Source organism: Curtobacterium sp. MCSS17_016 (genome assembly GCF_003234255.2).
In the GTDB taxonomy this organism is placed as follows: Bacteria; Actinomycetota; Actinomycetes; order Actinomycetales; family Microbacteriaceae; genus Curtobacterium; species Curtobacterium flaccumfaciens.
The window spans coordinates 951,397-970,177 of record NZ_CP126254.1 but is presented as its reverse complement, the minus strand read 5'-3'; the positions used below and the strand labels follow the sequence as shown (position 1 = coordinate 970,177).

The following is an 18,781-nucleotide window of genomic DNA, read 5'->3' as shown; positions in this document are numbered from 1 at the left end:
GGCCCGATGCCGACTCCATCGGTCGGCTTCACTCGTACCCGTCGAAGCGGTAGCTGATCTGTGGGTCGTACAGCGGCAAACCCAGGTCGACCACCGCCGAGATGACGACGTTCCACTGGTCCGGCTCCATGCCGTAGCAGGTCGTGGTCACCATCTGCGGGCTGTAGCTCACGTCGACCGCGCCGCGGTCCCCCGGCCCGGCGAGCATCGTCTGGTCTGCACCGTCAGCGCGGGTCCTCTCGACGGCCCAGTCCGGGAAGGCGGCGATGAGCACAGCCTCGACGGCCTCGTGGTCGATGGCCTCGAGTTCGGGGACGTGCTCACCCTCCACCAGGCGCTCGTACACCTGCGCGGAATCGAGTCGCTTGCTCGTGCGCCAGAAGGCGAACTGTTGACTCATGCGTCCCCCGACCTAGTTGTTGAAGCGGAACTCCACCACGTCGCCGTCCTGCATGACGTAGTCCTTGCCCTCGATCCGGGCCTTGCCGGCAGCGCGGGCCTCGGCGATGGAGCCGGCTTCCATCAGGTCGTCGAACGAGATGACCTCGGCCTTGATGAAGCCCTTCTCGAAGTCGGTGTGGATGACGCCGGCAGCCTGGGGAGCCTTCCACCCCTTGCCGATCGTCCACGCACGGGCTTCCTTCGGACCGGCCGTCAGGTAGGTCTGCAGCCCGAGGGTGTCGAACCCGATGCGGGCGAGCTGGTCGAGGCCCGACTCGGTCTGACCGGTCGACTCGAGCAGTTCGGCGGCGTCCGCTGGGTCGAGGTCGATGAGCTCCGACTCGACCTGGGCGTCGAGGAACACGGCCTGCGCCGGGGCGACGAGCGCGGCCAGTTCGGCCTTGCGGGACTCGTCGGTCAGGATCGCCTCGTCGACGTTGAAGACGAAGATGAAGGGCTTGGCGCTGAGCAGGCCGAGCTCGGCGATCGGCGACAGGTCGATCTTCGTGGCGGACAGCAGCGTGCCCTGCTCGAGCGCGGCACGGGCTTCGCGAGCGGTCTCGAGCACGATCGGCTCGGTCTGCTTGAGCTTCACGGTCTTCTCGTACCGCGGGAGCGCCTTGTCGATGGTCTCCATGTCGGCGAGGATCAGCTCGGTGTTGATGACCTCGAGGTCGTCCTTCGGGGAGACCTTGTTCGCGACGTGCACGACGTCGTCGTCGGTGAAGCCGCGGACGACCTGCGCGATGGCGTCGGCCTCGCGGATGTTGGCGAGGAACTTGTTGCCCAGGCCTTCGCCCTCGCTCGCGCCCTTGACGATGCCCGCGATGTCGACGAACGACACCGGCGCCGGCACGGTCTTCTCCGAGTGGAAGAGCTCGGCGAGCTGGTCGAGCCGCGAGTCGGGCAGGTTCACCACCCCGACGTTCGGCTCGATGGTCGCGAACGGGTAGTTCGCGGCGAGGACCTGGTTCTTGGTCAGGGCGTTGAACAGGGTCGACTTGCCGACGTTCGGGAGACCGACGATTCCGATGGTGAGAGCCACGGGAGCACAGCCTACCGGCGGCGGCCTGTCGGAGCCGACCCGGGCCTCCAGTCCGTCCGTCAGACCAGGGGACGCGACCCGCCCGTCCGGGGCCGCAGGGTCGTGACGCGCCGCTCGACGACGTCGAAGACGTCGGCCTGCAGCCGCTGCGAGCGCCGCCAGTCGCCGGCCACCTGGAGCGAGTGGTCGGCACGGTCGACGGTCTGGAGGCGCGCAGCAGTCCCCGAGACCCGCTCGGGGCGCCACATGGTGTCGTCGCCACCCCCGATCGCGACGTGCACGTCGGTGGCGGCGGCGAGTGCTGCCGCGACGTCATCGTGGGTGAGGACCGGCGTCAGCCAGACGCCGGGCACCTCGTGGCGGATCGCCCACGGCAGGGCGAAGCAGCCGAACGACTTCGCGACGACGAGGTCGGGCAGCCGGTCCCCCAGCGCCGCGGCGACAGCGGTCTCGACGAACCCGACCGGATCGGCACCGGCAGCGTCGTCGACCTGCCATCGAGGCGCGACGACCTCGCACCCGGCCGCGGCGGCGATCTCGCTCGTCCACCACAGCAGCGGCGCCTGCTGCCCGTAGCCGGCACCGGCGAGCACCAGGACGAGCGGACGGCGGTCGGCCTCGTTCCCCATGCGCCGAGAGTAGCCACACGCAACGCCGAGGGGAACGGAGGTCGATGTCGGAACCCCGTGCGACGATCGGGACCGTGCCGTTGAACTTCACCGCGATCGACTTCGAGACCGCCAACAGCTCGCCCGCCAGCGCCTGCTCCGTCGGGCTCGTGAAGGTCCGAGCCGGCCGGGTCGTCGATCGGGCGTCGTGGTTCATCCGCCCGCCGTTCGGGCACGACGCGTTCCTGGAGTGGAACACGCGGATCCACGGCATCGTCGCCGAGGACGTCACGCACGCCAAGACGTGGGAGCAGCAGTACCCCGACCTGGTGGCCTTCGCCGAGGGCGACGTCCTGGTGGCCCACAACGCCCGCTTCGACATGGGCGTCATCGCCGGTGGCTGCTCCGCAACGGGCATCGACCTGGCCGAGCACCACTCGCTGTGCTCCCTGGCGGTCGCCCGCAAGACCTACACGCTCGACTCGTACCGTCTGCCGGTCGCCGCGATGGCCGCCGGGTTCGAGGGCTTCCAGCACCACGACGCCGCCGCCGACGCCGAGGCCTGCGCCGCGATCGTCGTGCACGCAGCCGGGCACCACGGGGTCGAGACGGTCGAGGCGCTCGGCGCGGTGACCCGGGTGACGATCGCCCCGGTCCGCGCTCGTGCCGAGAAGCCGAAGGCCGCGAACCAGCCGCGGCTGTCGAACCGGCCGATGGTGTTCGCTGACTGACGGTGTTCGCCGACTGACGCAACGCCCGCTGCGCGCGGCCGGGGCGTCACATCCCCGGTGGTATTGTCACGACAATGCCGTCGGCACCGACGCCGGCATCTCCGCACGTGTGAAGGACCGCGATGACCAACGAAGGCCAGCTGCCGTCCGACCTGTTCATGGACCTGGACCGGTCGGGTCCCATGCCCCTCTACTTCCAGGTCGCCTCGCGCATCGAGGAGTCGATCCGCTCCGGCGCGATGCCACCAGGGGCCCGGCTCGAGAACGAGATCGCCCTCGGTGAGCGTCTCGGTCTGTCGCGGCCGACGATCCGTCGCGCGATCCAGGACCTCGTCGACAAGGGTCTGCTGGTGCGCCGCCGCGGCATCGGGACCCAGGTCGTGCACGGGCCGGTGACCCGCAAGGTGGAGCTGACGAGCCTGTACGACGACCTGGCGCAGGGTGCGCAGGCTCCGGCGACGAAGCTCCTGCAGCGCAACGACGTCCCCGCGTCCGACGAGGTCGCCGCGGCGCTCAGCATCGAGCCCGGTACGACCGTCGCGCACATCCGGCGGGTGCGGTTCGCCGAGGACGTCCCGATGGCGATCCTCGAGAACTACCTGCCGCCGGAGTTCCTCGACCTGACCGACGAGGACCTGCAGGCGTACGGGCTGTACCAGCTGCTGCGCGGCCGCGGCGTGACGATGCGGGTGGCGAAGCAGCGGATCGGGGCCCGCGCGGTCACCGACGAAGAGGCCGGCCTGCTCGAGATCGAGGACGGCGACCCGGTGCTGACGATGAGCCGCACCGCGTACGACGCCTCGGGCCGTGCGGTCGAGTACGGCGTGCACTGCTACCGCCCCGACCGGTACTCGTTCGAGGTCACGCTCGTCGACAAGTAGGTCGCCCGTCGAGGGGTTGCGACACGCTGTCAGCGATGCGCCGAGTGGTCACGAACTGTCGCCCGGACGCCCGGCAACCGACAGTTCGTGACCACTCGGCCGAACTGAGCGGGGTGTCGTGACCACCCCGCGAACGCACGGCCTCAACCGAGCGCGGGCACCCCGAGCTCACCGGTGACGTACTGGGCCCGTCCGAAGCCGAACGACCAGTCCTGCGGCCCGTTCTCGACGTAGCCGATGAAGACGTCCTCGGACGCGACACCGATCGCTGCGAGGGCGTCGTGGATCGCCCGGTACAGCGCAGCCTTCGCCTCGTCGGTCCGACCGCGCTGCGTGAACACCTGGATGACGATGACGCCCTCGGTGCGCTCGAACCCCAGGCCGGCGTCCTCGGCGATGATCTGCTGCGCCGGGTGCTCGGTGATCACCTGGAACCGGTCACGCACCGGGATCCCGTACACGTCGACGATGGCCTGGTGGATGGCGTCGGCGATGCCACGGACGGCCTCCGGCGTGCGGCCGGTGGCGAGGTCGATACGGACGAGCGGCATGGTGCCTCCTGGTTGCTCGGACTTTGTCCTTACATACTAACAAGCAGACGCGGCCACGTGTCTAGAACCTCGGCGTCGGTGCCCCGTACGTCAGCGGCCCGTCGACACGAGCGACGTCGTGCCACGCGCCGTCGACCAGCGAGGCCTCCGCCGCCTCGACGATCGACGCCGCGGCCAGCCCGTCGGCGATCGAGGGTGCGAGCTGCTCCCCGCGCTGCACGCTCGCAATGAACTGCGCCGCCTCGATCGTCTTCAGGTCGTCGTAGCCCATCGCGGTCCCGGCGCCGGGCTGGAAGCGACCGAAGTCACCGTCCCCGGGAGCGACGTAGTGCGTCGCGTACCCGTCGATCTCTTGCCCGTCCAGGTACACCTCGAGCTCGTTGAGGCGTTGGAAGTCCCACCGGACCGAACCGCGGGTGCCGTAGATCTCGAGCGTGTACTCGGCATGCGGCCCACGCATGACCCGACTCGAGTCCATCGTGCCGACCGCACCGTCCTCGAACCGGAACAGCAGGGCGGCGTAGTCCTCGTTCTCGACGGCACCGAGCTCGCCGGTCGCCGCCGCGCTGCGGTCGACGATGCCGGCACCCGGGCGGGGACGCGACTCGATGAACGTCTCGGCGAGCGCACTGACGGAGGCGATCCGTCCGACCACGTACTGCGCCAGGTCGAGTCCGTGCGACAGCAGGTCGCCGAGCACACCCGATCCGGCACGCTCACGCTCGAAGCGCCAGGTCAGCGGTGCCGCCGGGTCGGACGAGTAGTCGGCGAGCAACGATCCGCGCACGTTCGTGATGCGCCCGAGCCGCCCGCTGCGGACGAGTTCACGGGCGCGCTCGATCGCCGGGGCGTGCCGGTAGTTGAAGCCGACGCTCGTGATGACGCCGGCCCGCTGCACCGCCTGGTGGATGGAGCGCGAGTCGCTGGCGTACCGCCCCATGGGCTTCTCGATCCAGAACGGCTTGCCCGCCTCGGCCGCGGCGACGGCCATCTCGCGGTGCAGGAAGTTCGGCGAACAGATCGACACGACGTCGACCGCCGGGTCGGCGAGGACCTCGTGGTAGTCGGCGACGGCCCGCTCGTACCCGAGCCGCGTCACCGCCTGGTCGCGTGCCGCCTCGATCGGGTCGGCCGCGACGACGAGCCGCGGCTGGACGCCGAGCTCCGGGAAGTGGTCCGGCAACGCTCGGTAGGCACGCGAGTGCAACCGCCCCATCCAGCCGACCGAGATCAGCCCGACGCCGATGCTGTCCATGGAGAACTCCTTCGTTCAGGTGACGCGCATTGGAGCGCGACAACGAGCGTAGCCGATGCGGCGGACTTTGTCAGCACATGACGCAACCGCCTGGAGGCCCGGTGCCGGTCTCGGGGACCGGCACCGGGCCTCCAGGCTGGTGCGTCAGCGCGCGGGGCGCGACCCGTGGTTCCGACTGCGGATCGCACCGCGCATCAGATCGCGTCTCAGACCGCGTCTCAGACCGCGTTTCAGATCGCGGGGACGATGATGTCGCGGACCAGGGCGTCGAGCTTCGCGTCGGCGTCCAGGAACTGCCGGAGCGTCGTCACGGTCGCACCGAAGCGGTCGAACTCGTCGATCGTCATGCCGTCCACGTCGTAACCGCGGGCGAACTCCGGCGTCGCGGCCCGGAGCGCCTCGATGACGTGCACGGGGACCTCGTCGTCGATGGCGTGCGGACGGAACGGGAACGCGTTGTCGTTGATGTCCTTCGTCCACTGGAACGGCGGCGACACCACCAGGTCCCCGCCCTGGAACTCCGACCACTGCAGTGCGTTGCGGAACGCGGCGACCAGCACGCGCGACCGGAACCCACGCTCCTGGAAGACGCGGTAGGCGTTCTTCACCGCGGCGACACCGGCCCACTCGAGGATGCCCGGGTCCACCATCACGTGGTCGCGCTTGACGACGGTCTTCAGCCAGTCGTCGAAGCGGCCGGCCATCAGGGTGACGACATGACCGAACTCCTGCTCCGGCAGGCCCTCGGCAGCACGGCGGTCGAGGGCGCGCTCGATGGCCTCGCCCACGGCGACGACCTGCGGCACGGTGAACGACACCGTCGCGTTGATGGAGACCCCGCGGTAGGCGGCTTCCTCGATCGCGGCGATGCCGACCTTGGTGGCGGGGATCTTCACGATGATGTTCGGCGCGAGCTGCGAGAACCGGACGGCCTGCTCGACGAGCGCGTCGGCATCGCGGTGGAACCGGGGGTCGGTCTGCATGGACAGTCGACCGTTCCGGCCGCCGGACGCCTCGAACGCGGGCAGCAGCTGCGCCGCGGCGGCGATGGAGAGCTCCTCGACGGCCTTCCAGCCGATCCAGGACTCCCCCGCCGTCGGGTGCTCCTCGGCGATCTCGCGGATGCGCGGGACCCAGGTCTCCGGGTCCTGCTGGATGCAGGTGTACGCGATCACCGGGTTGCAGGTCGCACCGACGGCACCGTACTCGTGGATGGCGGTCGACAGTTCGCGCGGGTCGGCGGAGTCGTTCCACAGGGCGGTCGGGGTCTGTTCCGCGGCCTGCAGGGTGACGGGTCGGGAGTCGGCGTCGGTGGACGCCTGCGTCTCGAGTGTGGTGGTCATCGGTGGAGTCCCTTCGTGATCGTGTCGAGCTGGAACCGCGACACCGCGTCGGCGTTCTCGTCCTCGGCGAAGACGCTCGAGACCGCGACGGTGTCCTCGCGCGCCGAGAAACCGACCCGGTCGAGTGCCGCCCAGAAGGCGTCGAAGTCGACGTCCGCCTGGCCGACCGGCAGGTGCTGGTGCACGCGGACCGGGTTGCCGGGCGGGTTCGTGATGTAGCGCAGGCCGTGCGAGCGACGGTGGTCGTACGCGTCGGCGACGTGGACCAGCTGCAGCGAGTCACCCGCCGCGTCGATGATCTCGTCCATGTTGCCGCCGTAGTGGAACGTGTGGCAGGCGACGTACACGAAGCCGACGTGCTTCGAGTTCAGGCCGCGGATCACCCGGAGCGCCTCGAGCCCGTCCTCGACGAAGTCGTCGGGGTGGGGATCGATGAGCACACGGATGCCGGCGTCCTCGATGATCGGCAGCAGTTCCTCCATCGACCGGTAGAACTGGTCCTCGGACTCCTCGGCACGCTCGGGGCGGCCGGAGAACTCCGTGTTGATGGTGTCCACGCCGAGGCGCTTCGTGATCTCGATGACCCGCTTCCACTTCCGCACCGCAGCCTGTCGGGCGTCCTCGTCCGGACCCGACCAACGCAGCACCGGCAGCACGCTCGCCACCTGGACCCCGGCGTCACGGCAGGCCGCGGCGAACGCGTCGACCAGGTCATCGTCGGCCTTGGGGTGCCGGTAGAAGGGGATGAAGTCCTTGTGCGGGGTGAGCTGCAGGTACTCGTAGCCGAGCTCCGCGACCTTGCGCGGGAACTCGAGCAGCGACAGGTCGTGGTGGAACGGGGTCGGGTCGAGCGCGATCTTCGGCATCGATCAGGCCCCGGCGAGCGCGGCGGTCGCGTCGCTCGTCGCGTCGCTCGTCTCGTCGTAGAACGCCGGCTTCGTGACCGCGTACTCGACCACTTCGTGCGCGCCGGACTGCTGGGCCCGGACCGCGACCTCGGCGACGACGGAGGCGGTGTAGCCGTCCCAGGCACTCGGCCCGTCGATGCCGCCGGTCCGGGCCGCGTCGACCCAGCGCTGGACCTCTTCGTCGTAGGCGGCGGCGAACCGCTCCTTGAACGACGGCGTGACGCCCTGCGAGGTCGCCCCGGCTGCGGCGAGCGAGAGCGAGGTGTCGCGGCCGATGTAGGCGACGCCGGACTCGAACACGGCGTCGGTGGTGACCTGGTAGCCGAACTGGGCGTTGACGTTGATCTCGACGATCGCCATGGTGCCGGACTCCGTGGTGAACAGGACGAACTGCGGCTCGGGCAGGTCGGCCGGCGCCAGGGAGTTCTTGCGCGGCTTCTTCACCTCGACGCTCGTGATCGCTTCGCCGGTGAGGAACGGGATGATGTCGATCTCGTGGATCACCGAGTCGTGGATGAGCATCGACTCGCTGAAGTTCGGCGGCGTCGTCGGGTTGCGGTGCGCGTGGTGCAGGGCGAGCAGGGCGCCGTTCGCCCCCGACTCGCGCAGGGCCTTGAGCTCCTGGTACCCGGCGTCGAACCGGCGCATGAAACCGACCTGGATGACGGGCCGGGCGGCGTGCTGCTGCTCGAGCTCGACGATGCGCAGCGAGTCCTCGGCGCTGGTCGTCAGCGGCTTCTCGCACAGGACGGTGAGTCCGCGCTCGAGCGCGGTCACCAGGATCGGCTCGTGCAGGAAACCGGGCGTCGCGATGATGACGGCGTCGATCTCGGTCTGCTCGAGCGCCTCGTCGAAGGACGCGGCGGTGATCGCGCCGGGCGCCAGGGCGGCTGCCGCAGCGGCACGGGCCTGGTCGGGCTCGACGACGGCGACGACGTCGGCGTTCGAGATCTTGGCGGTGATGCGGCGGACGTGGTCGGCGCCCATCATGCCGGCGCCGACGACGGCGACGCGGAGGTTCTGCGTGGTGGTCATGGTGGTGTTCTCCTGGTGGTTGTTGACGCTGCGTGGACGGCGCGTCAGGAGGCGCGGGCGGCCGAGGTCGAGCCGAAGATGTGCTGGAAGGTGCGCTCGGCGATCGGGCCGGGGGCGTCGACGGAGCAGCCGTACATGTCCTGCTCGACGATGCCGAAGATGTCCGGGTTGATCGCGGCGACGGCCTCGATGATCGGGGCGAGCTCCGGGGTGCCGTGCGGCGGCTCGGTCATGATGCCCTGCGACACGGCGGTGGCGAACGGCACGTCGTTCTTGAGCACGTCGAACAGCAGGTCGGTGTCGACCTGCTTGAGGTGCAGGTAGCCGATGCGCTCCGGGTGGGCGGCGATGAGCTTGAGGTTGTCGCCGCCGTAGTAGGCGAAGTGGCCGGTGTCGAGGCAGAGGTTGGTGTACTCGGGGTTCGTGACCTCGAGGAACCGCACGGTCTCCTTGTAGGTGCCCACGTGGCTGTCCGCGTGGGTGTGGAACTGCTGGTGGACGCCGTACTCCTCGAGCAGCGCCTTGCCGAGCTGGTCGTGGCCCTTGCCGAGACGCTCCCACTGCTCGTCGGTGAGCGTGCGCGCCTCGAGCACCTCTTCGGTGGCGTCCGAGCGCCACAGGTCGGGGATCGTCACCAGGTGCTCGGCGCCGAGCTTCGCTGCCAGACCGGCGACCGCGACGGCCTGGTCCCACGCACGCTGGAACTGGTCCTCGCCCTTGTGGAACCCGGTGAAGACCGTGCCCGCCGACAGCTTGAGCCCGCGGGACTCGAGCTCGTCGGACAGCTGCGACGGGTCGGTCGGCAGGTACCCGTACGGGCCGAGCTCGATCCACTCGTACCCGGCGGCGGACGCCTCGTCGAGGAAGCGCTGCCACGGCACCTGCTTCGGGTCGTCCGGGAACCAGACGCCCCACGAGTCCGGGGCGGTGCCGATGCGGATCGAGGCGGGCGCCGCGTCGGTGGCGGGGCTGCCGATGGGGGTGGCGGTGTCGGTCATGACGTCGCTGTCGCTTTCTGTCTCGTGAACGGTTCAGCCGAGCAGCGGACGCTGCGTGGCGACCTGCTGCTCGTACTCGGCGCGGGCGGCCTGGGTGCTGGGGAGGGTGGAGGTCTGCGCGACCGGCACGTCCCACCAACCGTCGCCCTCGGGGGCGTAGACCAGCGGGTCGGAGTTGATGTGCACCAGGGTGGTGTGGTCGTTCGCCTTCGCCTGACGCAGTGCGGCCTTCAGGTCCTCGATGCTGTCGGGGCCGGGCTGCACCTCGATGACGTCGACGCCGTAGGAGCGGGCGTTGGCGGCGAGGTCGACGGGCAGGGGCTCGCCGTTCTCGAACGACTCGGTCTCGTCGAGGTACCGGTACTTCGTGCCGAAGCGCTCGGAGCCGACGGTCTCCGACAGGTGCCCGATCGATGCGTACCCGTGGTTCTGGATGAGCACGACGATGATCTTGATGCCCTCGGCCACGGCGGTGACGAGCTCGGTGTGCAGCATGAGGTAGCTGCCGTCACCGACCATCACGATCGCGTCGCGGTCCGGAGCTCCGCGGCGGACACCGATGCCACCGGCGATCTCGTAGCCCATGCACGAGAACGCGTACTCGACGTGGTACCCGAGCTCGTCGCGCACCCGCCAGAGCTTGTGCAGGTCGCCGGGCAGCGATCCCGCCGCCTGGATCACGACGTCGCGCGGGTCAGAGACCGACTGCACGGCGCCGATGATCTCGGGCTGACCGGGCAGATCCGCGCCGGACGGCGCGAACGCGCCGTCGACCGCGGCGTCCCACGCCGCCTTCAGCGAGGCGACCTCGGACGCGTAGCCGGGCTCGACGACGTACGCCGTGTCCGAGGTGAGCGACTCGGTCAGGGCGACCAGGGCCTCCCGGGCGTCCGCGACCAGCGGCAGCTGCGAACCGTGCTTGTAGGCGTCGAACGCGGCCACGTTGACGTTGACGAACGTGACGTCGGGGTTCTGGAACGCCGTCCGCGACGCCGTGGTGAAGTCGCTGTAGCGGGTGCCGATCCCGATGACGACGTCGGCCTGGGCGGCGATCGCGTTGGCGGCCGCGGTGCCGGTCGCGCCGATGCCGCCGAGGTACTGCGGGTGGTCCCAGACCAGGGATCCGCCGCCAGCCTGCGACGTGCCGACCGGGATGCCGGTGGCCTCGACGAAGGCGCGGAGCTCGTCGGCGGCGTCGGAGTACAGCACCCCGCCGCCGGCCACGATGACCGGACGCCGGCCGGCACGGATCGCGGCCACGGCACGCTCGAGCGGGCCGCGCTCGGGCAACGGACGGCGGATGTGCCACTCGCGCGGCTGCAGGAACGCGACGGGCACGTCGAACTCCTCGGCCTGGACGTCCTCGGGCAGGGCGATCGTCACCGCACCGGTCTCGGCCGGGTCGGTCAGCACCCGCATCGCGGCGAGGGCGATCGAGAACAGCTGCTCCGGACGCTCCACCCGGTCGAAGTAGCGCGAGAGCGGACGGAAGGCGTCGGTGACCTGCAACGACGTGTCGTGCGGCAGCTCGATCTGCTGGAGCACCGGGTCGGTGGTGCGCGTGGCGAAGGTGTCCGACGGCAGCAGCAGTGCCGGCAGCCGGTTCGTGGTGGCGAGCGCCGCGGCGGTCAGCATGTTGGCGGCACCTGGGCCGACCGACGCGGTGGATGCGTAGGTCGCACGGCGGCGGTGCATGCGGGCGAAGCCGACGGCCTCGTGCACCATCGCCTGCTCGTTGCGGGCCTGGTGGTACGGCAGCAACCCGGGCTGCTCGACGTGGAGCTGCTTGATGGCCTGACCGACCCCGGCGACGTTGCCGTGCCCGAAGATGCCGAAGATCCCCGGGATGGTGCGTTCGCGGACGTCGCCGTCGACGGTCCACTGGTTGGCCAGGAACTCGACGAGTGCCTGGCCGACCGTCATCTTCCGCGTGGTGGTGGTCACGCCTGCTTCCTTTCGTAGGGCAGTCGTGGGTCGATCGATTCCGATGCCCACGCCTGCCGGACCCACCCGTGGGCGGGGTCGTCGGTGATGTTCCAGACGCGCTCCGGGTCGGGCCCGGCCATCACGTTCAGGTAGTACATGTCGTAGCCCGGAGCGGCGACCGCCGGACCGTGCCAGCCGTACGGCACCAGGGCGACGTCGCCGGTCCGGACCTGCCGGAACTCGTCGATGGCGCGGTCGTCCGAGGCGTACGTGCGGTGCAGGGCGAACGGGTCGGCGGCCTCGGGCGCGATCGACTCGAGCCCACGGGACACCGCCGCCTCGTAGTAGTAGATCTCCTCGAGGTTCGACTCAGAACCGGGCACGTTCGTGTCGTGCTTGTGGGGCGGGTACGACGACCAGTTGCCGGCCGGCGTGATCACTTCGCACACGATGAACTTGACAGCGTCGAGCGCGGCCGGGGTGCCGAAGTTGTGCACCTGGCGGCTCGACTGCCCGGCGCCGCGGAGTTCCACGGGCACGTCCGGCCGGGCCACGTAGGTGGTCGGCTTGACGGTGTCGGTGGGGGCTTCCGCGACGGCGAACCGGCCGCTGCCGGTGATGGTGGCCGTGGAGCCCGATCCCAGGTACAGGACGTCGGTGGGGCCGTCGAAGACGCTCCCCCGCCCCTGCAGGGTCTGCTCGCCGTCGCCGGCAGCGCTCGAGTGGGTCACGTGGAACGACCCCGCGAGCGGCACGACGATGCGCTCCACGGCGTCGGCCGGGAGGCGCAGCTCGCCCCCGTCGGTCAGCGCGCCGGTCCGGAGTCCGGTGTGCGCCCACCCCTCGATGCGACCGTCGACCACGTCGGTCCAGCCCGCCTCGGGCCGGGAGCCCGCCGGGATGAACCACTGGTCGTGCTGGTGCTGTTCGTTCGCCATGCCGCGGGTCAGTTGTTCGACGGGAAGCCGAGGTTGATGCCGCCGTGCGACGGGTCGAGCCAGCGGCTCGTGATCGCCTTCTGGCGGGTGAAGAAGCTCACGCCGTCGGCCCCGTACGCCTTGTGGTCACCGAACAGCGAGTTCTTCCAGCCACCGAACGAGTAGTAGGCGACGGGCACCGGGATCGGGACGTTGATGCCGATCATGCCGACCTGCACGTCGCGCTGGAACCGTCGGGCGGCGCCACCGTCGTTCGTGAAGATGGCGGTGCCGTTGCCGTACGCGCCGGAGTTGATGAGCTCGAGGCCCTCTTCGTAGGTGGCGACCCGCACGACGCTCAGCACCGGACCGAAGATCTCCTCGGTGTAGACGCGGCTGGTGGTGGGCACCTGGTCGATCAGCGTCGGGCCCAGCCAGAAGCCGTTCTCGTCGCCGTCGGGTCGGACGGTGCGGCCGTCCACCACAACCACCGCACCGTCCTGCTCTGCGACCTCGATGTACGAGGCGACCTTGTCACGGTGCTGCTTCGTGACGAGCGGGCCCATGTCGCACCCGCGACGACCGTCGCCGATGCGCAGGGTCGCCGCGCGGTCCTTGATCTTCTGGATGAGCTCGTCGGCCACCGGCTCGACGGCGACGACGACCGAGATCGCCATGCAGCGTTCACCGGCAGAACCGAAGCCGGCGTTGATCGCGTTGTCGGCGACCAGGTCGAGGTCGGCGTCCGGCAGGACGAGCATGTGGTTCTTCGCGCCACCGAGGGCCTGCACGCGCTTGCCGTGCTTGGTACCGGTCTCGTAGACGTACTGCGCGATGGGCGTGGAGCCGACGAACGAGATCGACTCGACGTCGTCGCTGGTGAGCAGGCCGTCGACGGACAGCTTGTCGCCGTTGAGCACGTTGAAGACGCCGTCGGGCAGCCCGGCCTCCTTGAACTTCTCGGCGAGCCAGATGGCGGCCGACGGGTCCTTCTCGCTCGGCTTCAGCACGACGGTGTTACCCGCGGCGATCGCGATCGGCAGGAACCAGAGCGGCACCATCGCCGGGAAGTTGAAGGGGCTGATGATGCCCACGACGCCGAGCGGCTGGCGGATCGAGTAGACGTCGATGCCGGTCGAGACCTGGTCGGAGAACTCGCCCTTCATCAGGCTCGGGATGTTGGTGGCGAGCTCCACGACCTCTTGCCCACGGGCGATCTCGCCCATGGCGTCGTCGATGACCTTGCCGTGCTCGCTCGTGATGATCTCGGCCAGCTCGGCCTTGTCGCGGTTCAGGATCTCGCGGAACGAGAACAGGATCGCCTGGCGCTTGGCCAGGGAGAGGTTGCTCCAGCCGGGGAACGCCGCCTTGGCGCTGCCGATGGCCGCCTGGATCTCGGACTCGTCGGCCAGCGCGACCTGCTTGGTTGCGACGCCGAGCGCCGGGTCGTACACGGGGGCGGTGTTGCCCGACGCGGATTCGACGCGCTTGCCGTCGATCCAGTGCCCGACGGTGGTGGTGGTCGTGTCGGTGAGCGTCATGCGTTGCTTCCTTCCGAGATGGACGAGTCCATGGTGGTGGCGCCCGCGAGCCGAGCGGCTGGGTCGTGGGCATCTGTGGAGAACCCGCCCCGGGCCTCCTGGCTGTGGACGAGACCGGCGGCCACGTCCACGGCGGCGGCGACGTCGCCGTCCGAGGGGTAGAGCAGGGTGCGTCCGACGACCAGGCCGCGGACGCCGGGCAGGGCCAGGGCGTCAGCCCACTTGGCGTACGTCTCCAGCGGGCGCGAAGCCGGGTCGCCGCCGAGCAGCAGCGTCGGCAGCGTCGTCGCGGCCATCACGCGCTCCATGTCGTCGACGACGGGGATCTTGAGCCAGCTGTAGGCGCTGGATTCGCCGAGTCCCGCAGCGATCGCCATCGAGGTGATCACGGCGTCGGCCGACAGGTCGTTGACGACCCGGCCGTCCCGCCACTCGGACATGAACGGCTCGAGCATGATCGGCAGCTGGAGCGCCGCGGCCTCGCTGACGGCGCGGGCTGTGGCCTCGAGCGTCGGCGCGGTGCCCGAGTCCTCCAGGGCGATGCGCACCAGCAGCTTGGCGAAGTCGAGCCCGGAGTCCTTGATGGCCTGCGCCGAGTACGCCGTGTACCGGTCGTCCATCTCGAACGTCGCGCCGCGGAGTCCACCGCGGTTCATCGACCCGACGACGACCTTGCCGTCGAGGGCGCCGAGCAGCGCGAGGTCCTCGAGGATGTCGGGGGTGCCGAGCACGCCGTCGACCCCCGGCCGGCCGAGGGCCGTGACGAGCCGCTCGAGCAGGTCGTAGCGGTCCGCCATCGCGGACTCGTCGTCGCGCACCGCCAGCGCACCGCGTGCGGGGTGGTCGGCGGCGACGATGAAGAGCTTGCCGTCGTCGGCGAGCAGGGAGCGCTTGCGGCGGGCGTCGAGCGTGGCACGCACCAGGTCCGGCTGGCCGGCACGGATGTCGCGGAGGCGCTGGAAGTCAGCGGGGCTGAGCTCAGGCATGGGTCTTCTCCTCGGTGTGCGTCTCACCCGTGTGCGTCGCACCCGTGTGCGTCGTGCCCTCGGCCGGGTTGTCGGTCAGGAACTGCTCGATCTCGTCGCTCGTCGGCATCGCCGTCGAGCACTCGAACCGCGTCGCGACGATCGCGCCGGCGGCGTTGCAGAACGCCAGGATCCGCTCGAGGCTCCAGCCCTGCAGCAGCCCGTGCGTCAGCGCGCCGCCGAAGCCGTCGCCCGAGCCGAGCCCGTTCACGACGTCGATGTGGTGCGGACGGAACTCGACGAACTCGTCGCGGGTCTTCGCCAGCACGCCCTTCGGCCCCTGCTTGACGATCGCGATCTCGACACCGCGGTCGAGCAGCGCGTCGGCGGCGCGGACCGGGTCGGTCTCCCCCACCGCGACCTCGCACTCCTCGCGGTTGCCGACGGCGACGGTGGCGTGCTCGAGGGCGATCGCGACCTCGCGCGTCGCGGCCTCGGGGCTCGACCAGAACATCGACCGGTAGTCCAGGTCCAAGACGGTGTGGGTCTTCGTGCTGTTCTGCGCGGCGGACCGGGCTTCGTACGCCACGTGGTGCGCCTGTCGGCTCGGCTCCTCGCTGAGCCCGGTCACCGTGGTCCAGAAGATCTTCGCGCGCTCGATCTCGTGCAGCGGCAGGGACTTCGCCGTGATCATCAGGTCGGGCGCCTTCGGGGCCCGGTAGAAGTAGAGCGGGAAGTCGTCCGGCGGGAAGATCTCGCAGAAGGCGACGGGGGTGTTCAGCCCCTCCACCGTCTCGACGAAGGCGTTCGCGACCCCGTACTCGGGCAGCGTGCGGGCGATGTACCGGCCGAAGGGGTCGTTGCCCGTCCGGGTGATGACCGCGGCGTCCGCGCCGTGTCGAGCAGCGGCGATGGCGACGTTCGTGGCGCTGCCGCCGACGGACTTCGAGAAGGTCGAGACGTCCTCGAGCGGGCCGGTCTGCTGCGGGTAGATGTCGACGCTGACGCGTCCCATCGTGATCACGTCGTAGGCGTGGGGAGCTTGGTTCGTCATGCGACGCGGTGGACCTTCCGTGCGGCTTCATCGGCGGACGATCACGACTGTACACCCTGTTTGCCCTAATGTCATGACATGGATTCCGTGGTCCGTCACGTTGGTCCCGTGGCGCTGGTCACGCTCGTTCTGCGGGGCGCGCCGGAGTGCCGGGAGGCGCGGTGTCGGTGGGTTCTGCCAGGGTCGCGACATGCAGATCCTCGCCCTGGTCATCGGTCTCGTGATCGGCATCGCCGCCGGTGCGGTCGTCGCCTGGTCGCTCGCCCGCTCGCGCGCGGGCGTCGACGCCGCGTCGTCCCGCGCGACGGCCGAGGCACTCCGCGGCCAGCTCGAGGCAGTGCGGCGCGACGCCGAGGAACGCCTCGACGCCCAGGACACGCAGTACCGCCGCCAGGTCGACTCGCTCGACCGGCGCTCCGCCGAGCTCGAGCACCTGGTGCAGCGCATGCACGGCGTCGACGCGGCACGGAACCAGAACGAGTCCAAGGTGCTCTCCGCGCTCAGCCCCGTGGCGCAGACGCTCGACGTGATGCGCACGAAGATCGCCGAGCTCGAGCAGTCGCGGAGCGAGCAGTACGGCGCGCTGTCGGCGCAGCTCCGGTCGGCCGCCGAGTCCGAAGAGCGCCTGCGCGCCACTGCCGACACCCTGGCCAGCGCCCTGTCGTCGAACAGCACGCGCGGCGTCTGGGGCGAGACGCAGCTGCGCAACGTGGTCGAGGCCGCCGGGCTGCTCGAACGCGTCGACTTCGACGTGCAGTCCTCCGTCACCACCGCCGTCGGCTCCGCCCGCCCGGACATGGTCGTGCACCTGCCCGGCGGCAAGACCATCGCCGTCGACGCCAAGGTGCCGTTCAGCGCCTACCTGCAGGCCGCCGAGATCCCGGCGACCGCCACCGGTGCCGAGGCAGCCCGACGCGACCAGCTCATCGCCCAGCACGTCAAGGCGCTCCGAGCGCACGTCGACGCCCTCGCCGCACGGGAGTACTGGACCGGCTACGACGCCTCCCCCGAGCTCACCGTCGCCTTCATCCCGTCCGAGTCCCTCATCTCGAGCGCCCTCGCCGCCGATCCCGGCCTGCTCGACCACGCCTTCCGCAAGCGCATCGCGCTCGCTTCACCCGTGACCCTGTGGTCCGTGCTCAAGACCGTGGCGTTCTCGTGGCAGCAGGACGTCGTCTCGCAAGAGGCCCACGAGCTCTTCAAGGTCTCCCGCGAGCTCTACGGCCGGCTGTCCACGATGGCCGGGCACGTCGACAAGCTCGGCCGCTCGATCCGGGGCTCCGTCGTCGACTACAACCGGTTCGTCGGGTCCCTCGAGCGCCAGGTGCTGCCGAGCGCCCGTCGGCTGTCGCTGCTCGACGAGTCGAAGGTCATCGCCGACCCGTCGTCGATCGAGGACGAGCCGCGGCTGCTCACGGCGCCGGAGCTCGTCGGCGCCGTCGACGAGGACTGAGCCGCTCGCTACGATCGATCGTCATGGGGGAAGCACTGCAGAACCATCCCGGCGACCGCGAGTTCCCGGTCCGTCCACGCTGGCGGCACCGGGCGATGGTCGCCAAGGCGCGGAAGCAGACCGGGCGACGACGGGACCGCGCCGCAGCGTGGATCACCATGGCGATCGCGATCGTGGCATTCTTCGTCGCCCTCGTCGCCGCCACAGCCGGTCCGTACGACGTCCGGGCGCACTTCGGGTACGGCATCCAGGCGGTGTGGCGCTGCTTCCTGATCGCCGTCGTCGTGTGGTTCGTGCTGACCTTCATCACCTCGCTCCGTGACATCGGGCTGCCGGTGCGGGAACAGCGGCGGTACCGGGAGCGCACCGGTGCCCGCGAGCTGCCCGGCCGCCGACTGCAGCAGCTGGCCCTCGCCTCGTTCGGCGACTTCCACGACGGATGGTGGCCGGCGTCGCTCGCCCCGTACGGTTCGCGGGTGGAGCTCGGCGGCGAGTACCTGCAGGACACCACGCCGTCGCCCTTCGTGACCATCCCCCTGCCCCCGCTGACGTTCCTGCGCCGCGAACTCGACGGGACCTACAAGATCGCCAGCGGGCGGGACGCACAGGCCTTCGCCGTCGACCTGCTCGGTCCGAAGAGCGTGTCGTGGCAGTTCCTCGCGTTGAGCCGATCCGCCGAGGGTGAGACCAGGCTCACCCGGCTGTCCTCACTGCTCGGCACCGACCCGTGGGCAGGCTCGAGCCTGCTCGAACGCCGAGCGGACCGACCGCCGAAGCTGCTCTGGTCGATGGACGTCAAGAACGCGGTCACCGCCGTCCGAGGTGCGTACGCCGCCGGGCTCCTGAGCGAGGACGACGCGTGGTCGTCGATCGACCTGGTCTCCGATGTCGCCTTCACCCTGTTCGACTCGTGGGACGACTACTTCGACAGCCTGCGGGCCGCGTACGCCCTGGTCTACGACGAGCTCAAGACGGTGCAGGAGTTCGATGCCGGGCGGCGTGAGCTCTTCGCCTCGAACTGGCCGGTCACGCGGCTGCCGTGGCCGGCGTCGCCGGGGGCGCTGCTGCCCCGGACCGTCAGCGACCCGCTGTGGGCGGACGAGGACGACGCGTCGGTCTCCTGACCACG

General features: G+C 70.2%; 18 protein-coding genes. 4 read left to right on the top strand and 14 right to left on the bottom strand.

Annotated elements, in window-relative coordinates:
* Nucleotides 1-28: 28 nt before the first annotated feature.
* From DEJ19_RS04740 to DEJ19_RS04730, 3 genes are read right to left on the bottom strand one after another with little or no spacing between them, the layout of a single operon-like run.
* Complete coding sequence (locus DEJ19_RS04740; protein WP_111233348.1) at nt 29-400, bottom strand: hypothetical protein; 372 nt, start codon at nt 398-400, stop codon at nt 29-31.
* A 12-nt stretch (nt 401-412) separates the two neighbouring features.
* Nucleotides 413-1,486, bottom strand: coding sequence for a redox-regulated ATPase YchF (gene ychF, locus DEJ19_RS04735; protein ID WP_027464533.1), 1,074 nt, complete (start codon nt 1,484-1,486; stop codon nt 413-415).
* Between the two features lie 59 nt (nt 1,487-1,545).
* The gene (locus DEJ19_RS04730) at nt 1,546-2,115 is read right to left on the bottom strand and encodes a hypothetical protein (RefSeq protein WP_111233349.1); all 570 of its coding nucleotides are present in this window, start codon (nt 2,113-2,115) and stop codon (nt 1,546-1,548) included.
* 44 nt (nt 2,116-2,159) lie between these two features.
* Between DEJ19_RS04730 and DEJ19_RS04725 the strand changes: the two genes are divergently transcribed.
* A complete protein-coding gene (locus DEJ19_RS04725; protein WP_181435780.1) occupies nt 2,160-2,825 on the top strand; it encodes an exonuclease domain-containing protein in 666 nt (221 codons plus the stop codon).
* A 122-nt stretch (nt 2,826-2,947) separates the two neighbouring features.
* Entirely contained in the window at nt 2,948-3,706 is a 759-nt protein-coding gene (locus DEJ19_RS04720) for a GntR family transcriptional regulator (protein ID WP_071405736.1), read from the top strand.
* Nucleotides 3,707-3,849: 143 nt separating this feature from the next.
* Here DEJ19_RS04720 and DEJ19_RS04715 read toward each other — a convergent pair whose 3' ends face one another.
* From DEJ19_RS04715 to iolC, 11 genes are all read right to left on the bottom strand, one after another.
* Entirely contained in the window at nt 3,850-4,257 is a 408-nt protein-coding gene (locus DEJ19_RS04715; RefSeq protein WP_071405737.1) for a tautomerase family protein, read from the bottom strand.
* Between the two features lie 61 nt (nt 4,258-4,318).
* Entirely contained in the window at nt 4,319-5,512 is a 1,194-nt protein-coding gene (locus DEJ19_RS04710) for a Gfo/Idh/MocA family protein (RefSeq protein WP_111233350.1), read from the bottom strand.
* 230 nt (nt 5,513-5,742) lie between these two features.
* Nucleotides 5,743-6,855 (bottom strand): transaldolase family protein, encoded by a 1,113-nt coding sequence (locus tag DEJ19_RS04705; protein ID WP_111029577.1) that lies wholly within the window; start codon nt 6,853-6,855, stop codon nt 5,743-5,745.
* On the bottom strand, nt 6,852-7,721 hold the full coding sequence (locus DEJ19_RS04700; RefSeq protein WP_110864413.1) for a sugar phosphate isomerase/epimerase family protein: 870 nt from the start codon (nt 7,719-7,721) through the stop codon (nt 6,852-6,854). Before DEJ19_RS04700 ends, DEJ19_RS04705 begins: the two co-directional genes overlap by 4 nt.
* A 3-nt stretch (nt 7,722-7,724) precedes the next feature.
* Nucleotides 7,725-8,798: a Gfo/Idh/MocA family protein gene (locus DEJ19_RS04695; RefSeq protein WP_110864412.1), complete on the bottom strand. Its 1,074-nt coding sequence runs from the start codon at nt 8,796-8,798 to the stop codon at nt 7,725-7,727.
* Nucleotides 8,799-8,842: 44 nt separating this feature from the next.
* Nucleotides 8,843-9,796, bottom strand: a complete 954-nt coding sequence (locus DEJ19_RS04690; RefSeq protein ID WP_042539399.1) for a sugar phosphate isomerase/epimerase family protein — start codon at nt 9,794-9,796, stop codon at nt 8,843-8,845.
* A 33-nt stretch (nt 9,797-9,829) separates the two neighbouring features.
* The gene (gene iolD, locus DEJ19_RS04685; RefSeq protein WP_111233368.1) at nt 9,830-11,719 is read right to left on the bottom strand and encodes a 3D-(3,5/4)-trihydroxycyclohexane-1,2-dione acylhydrolase (decyclizing); all 1,890 of its coding nucleotides are present in this window, start codon (nt 11,717-11,719) and stop codon (nt 9,830-9,832) included.
* Between the two features lie 17 nt (nt 11,720-11,736).
* Nucleotides 11,737-12,660: a 5-deoxy-glucuronate isomerase gene (gene iolB / locus DEJ19_RS04680; RefSeq protein WP_110864411.1), complete on the bottom strand. Its 924-nt coding sequence runs from the start codon at nt 12,658-12,660 to the stop codon at nt 11,737-11,739.
* Between the two features lie 8 nt (nt 12,661-12,668).
* Nucleotides 12,669-14,180 carry a CoA-acylating methylmalonate-semialdehyde dehydrogenase gene (locus DEJ19_RS04675; protein WP_110864410.1) on the bottom strand — a complete coding sequence of 504 codons (1,512 nt, stop codon included), beginning with the start codon at nt 14,178-14,180 and terminating at the stop codon, nt 12,669-12,671.
* Nucleotides 14,177-15,166: a class I fructose-bisphosphate aldolase gene (locus DEJ19_RS04670; protein ID WP_035807563.1), complete on the bottom strand. Its 990-nt coding sequence runs from the start codon at nt 15,164-15,166 to the stop codon at nt 14,177-14,179. The genes DEJ19_RS04675 and DEJ19_RS04670 overlap by 4 nt, the downstream gene beginning before the upstream one ends.
* Entirely contained in the window at nt 15,159-16,199 is a 1,041-nt protein-coding gene (iolC, locus tag DEJ19_RS04665) for a 5-dehydro-2-deoxygluconokinase (protein WP_110864409.1), read from the bottom strand. The genes DEJ19_RS04670 and iolC overlap by 8 nt, the downstream gene beginning before the upstream one ends.
* Before the next feature lie 190 nt (nt 16,200-16,389).
* On the opposite strand from iolC, the gene DEJ19_RS04660 reads away from it, so the two are divergent.
* Nucleotides 16,390-17,652: a DNA recombination protein RmuC gene (locus DEJ19_RS04660; RefSeq protein WP_111233351.1), complete on the top strand. Its 1,263-nt coding sequence runs from the start codon at nt 16,390-16,392 to the stop codon at nt 17,650-17,652.
* Nucleotides 17,653-17,675: 23 nt separating this feature from the next.
* Nucleotides 17,676-18,776 carry a DUF1266 domain-containing protein gene (locus DEJ19_RS04655; protein ID WP_111233352.1) on the top strand — a complete coding sequence of 367 codons (1,101 nt, stop codon included), beginning with the start codon at nt 17,676-17,678 and terminating at the stop codon, nt 18,774-18,776.
* Nucleotides 18,777-18,781: the final 5 nt, after the last annotated feature.

Coding starts and splice junctions, on each gene's coding strand:
- DEJ19_RS04655 (WP_111233352.1), top strand. CDS start 17,676: ATGGGGGAAGCACTGCAGAACCATCCCGGCGACCGCGAGTTCCCGGTC.
- DEJ19_RS04710 (WP_111233350.1), bottom strand. CDS start 5,512: ATGGACAGCATCGGCGTCGGGCTGATCTCGGTCGGCTGGATGGGGCGG.
- DEJ19_RS04720 (WP_071405736.1), top strand. CDS start 2,948: ATGACCAACGAAGGCCAGCTGCCGTCCGACCTGTTCATGGACCTGGAC.
- DEJ19_RS04695 (WP_110864412.1), bottom strand. CDS start 8,798: ATGACCACCACGCAGAACCTCCGCGTCGCCGTCGTCGGCGCCGGCATG.
- DEJ19_RS04660 (WP_111233351.1), top strand. CDS start 16,390: ATGCAGATCCTCGCCCTGGTCATCGGTCTCGTGATCGGCATCGCCGCC.
- DEJ19_RS04740 (WP_111233348.1), bottom strand. CDS start 400: ATGAGTCAACAGTTCGCCTTCTGGCGCACGAGCAAGCGACTCGATTCC.
- DEJ19_RS04730 (WP_111233349.1), bottom strand. CDS start 2,115: ATGGGGAACGAGGCCGACCGCCGTCCGCTCGTCCTGGTGCTCGCCGGT.
- iolD (WP_111233368.1), bottom strand. CDS start 11,719: ATGACGGTCGGCCAGGCACTCGTCGAGTTCCTGGCCAACCAGTGGACC.
- DEJ19_RS04700 (WP_110864413.1), bottom strand. CDS start 7,721: ATGCCGAAGATCGCGCTCGACCCGACCCCGTTCCACCACGACCTGTCG.
- iolC (WP_110864409.1), bottom strand. CDS start 16,199: ATGACGAACCAAGCTCCCCACGCCTACGACGTGATCACGATGGGACGC.
- DEJ19_RS04705 (WP_111029577.1), bottom strand. CDS start 6,855: ATGACCACCACACTCGAGACGCAGGCGTCCACCGACGCCGACTCCCGA.
- DEJ19_RS04715 (WP_071405737.1), bottom strand. CDS start 4,257: ATGCCGCTCGTCCGTATCGACCTCGCCACCGGCCGCACGCCGGAGGCC.
- DEJ19_RS04675 (WP_110864410.1), bottom strand. CDS start 14,180: ATGACGCTCACCGACACGACCACCACCACCGTCGGGCACTGGATCGAC.
- iolB (WP_110864411.1), bottom strand. CDS start 12,660: ATGGCGAACGAACAGCACCAGCACGACCAGTGGTTCATCCCGGCGGGC.
- DEJ19_RS04670 (WP_035807563.1), bottom strand. CDS start 15,166: ATGCCTGAGCTCAGCCCCGCTGACTTCCAGCGCCTCCGCGACATCCGT.
- DEJ19_RS04725 (WP_181435780.1), top strand. CDS start 2,160: ATGTCGGAACCCCGTGCGACGATCGGGACCGTGCCGTTGAACTTCACC.
- DEJ19_RS04690 (WP_042539399.1), bottom strand. CDS start 9,796: ATGACCGACACCGCCACCCCCATCGGCAGCCCCGCCACCGACGCGGCG.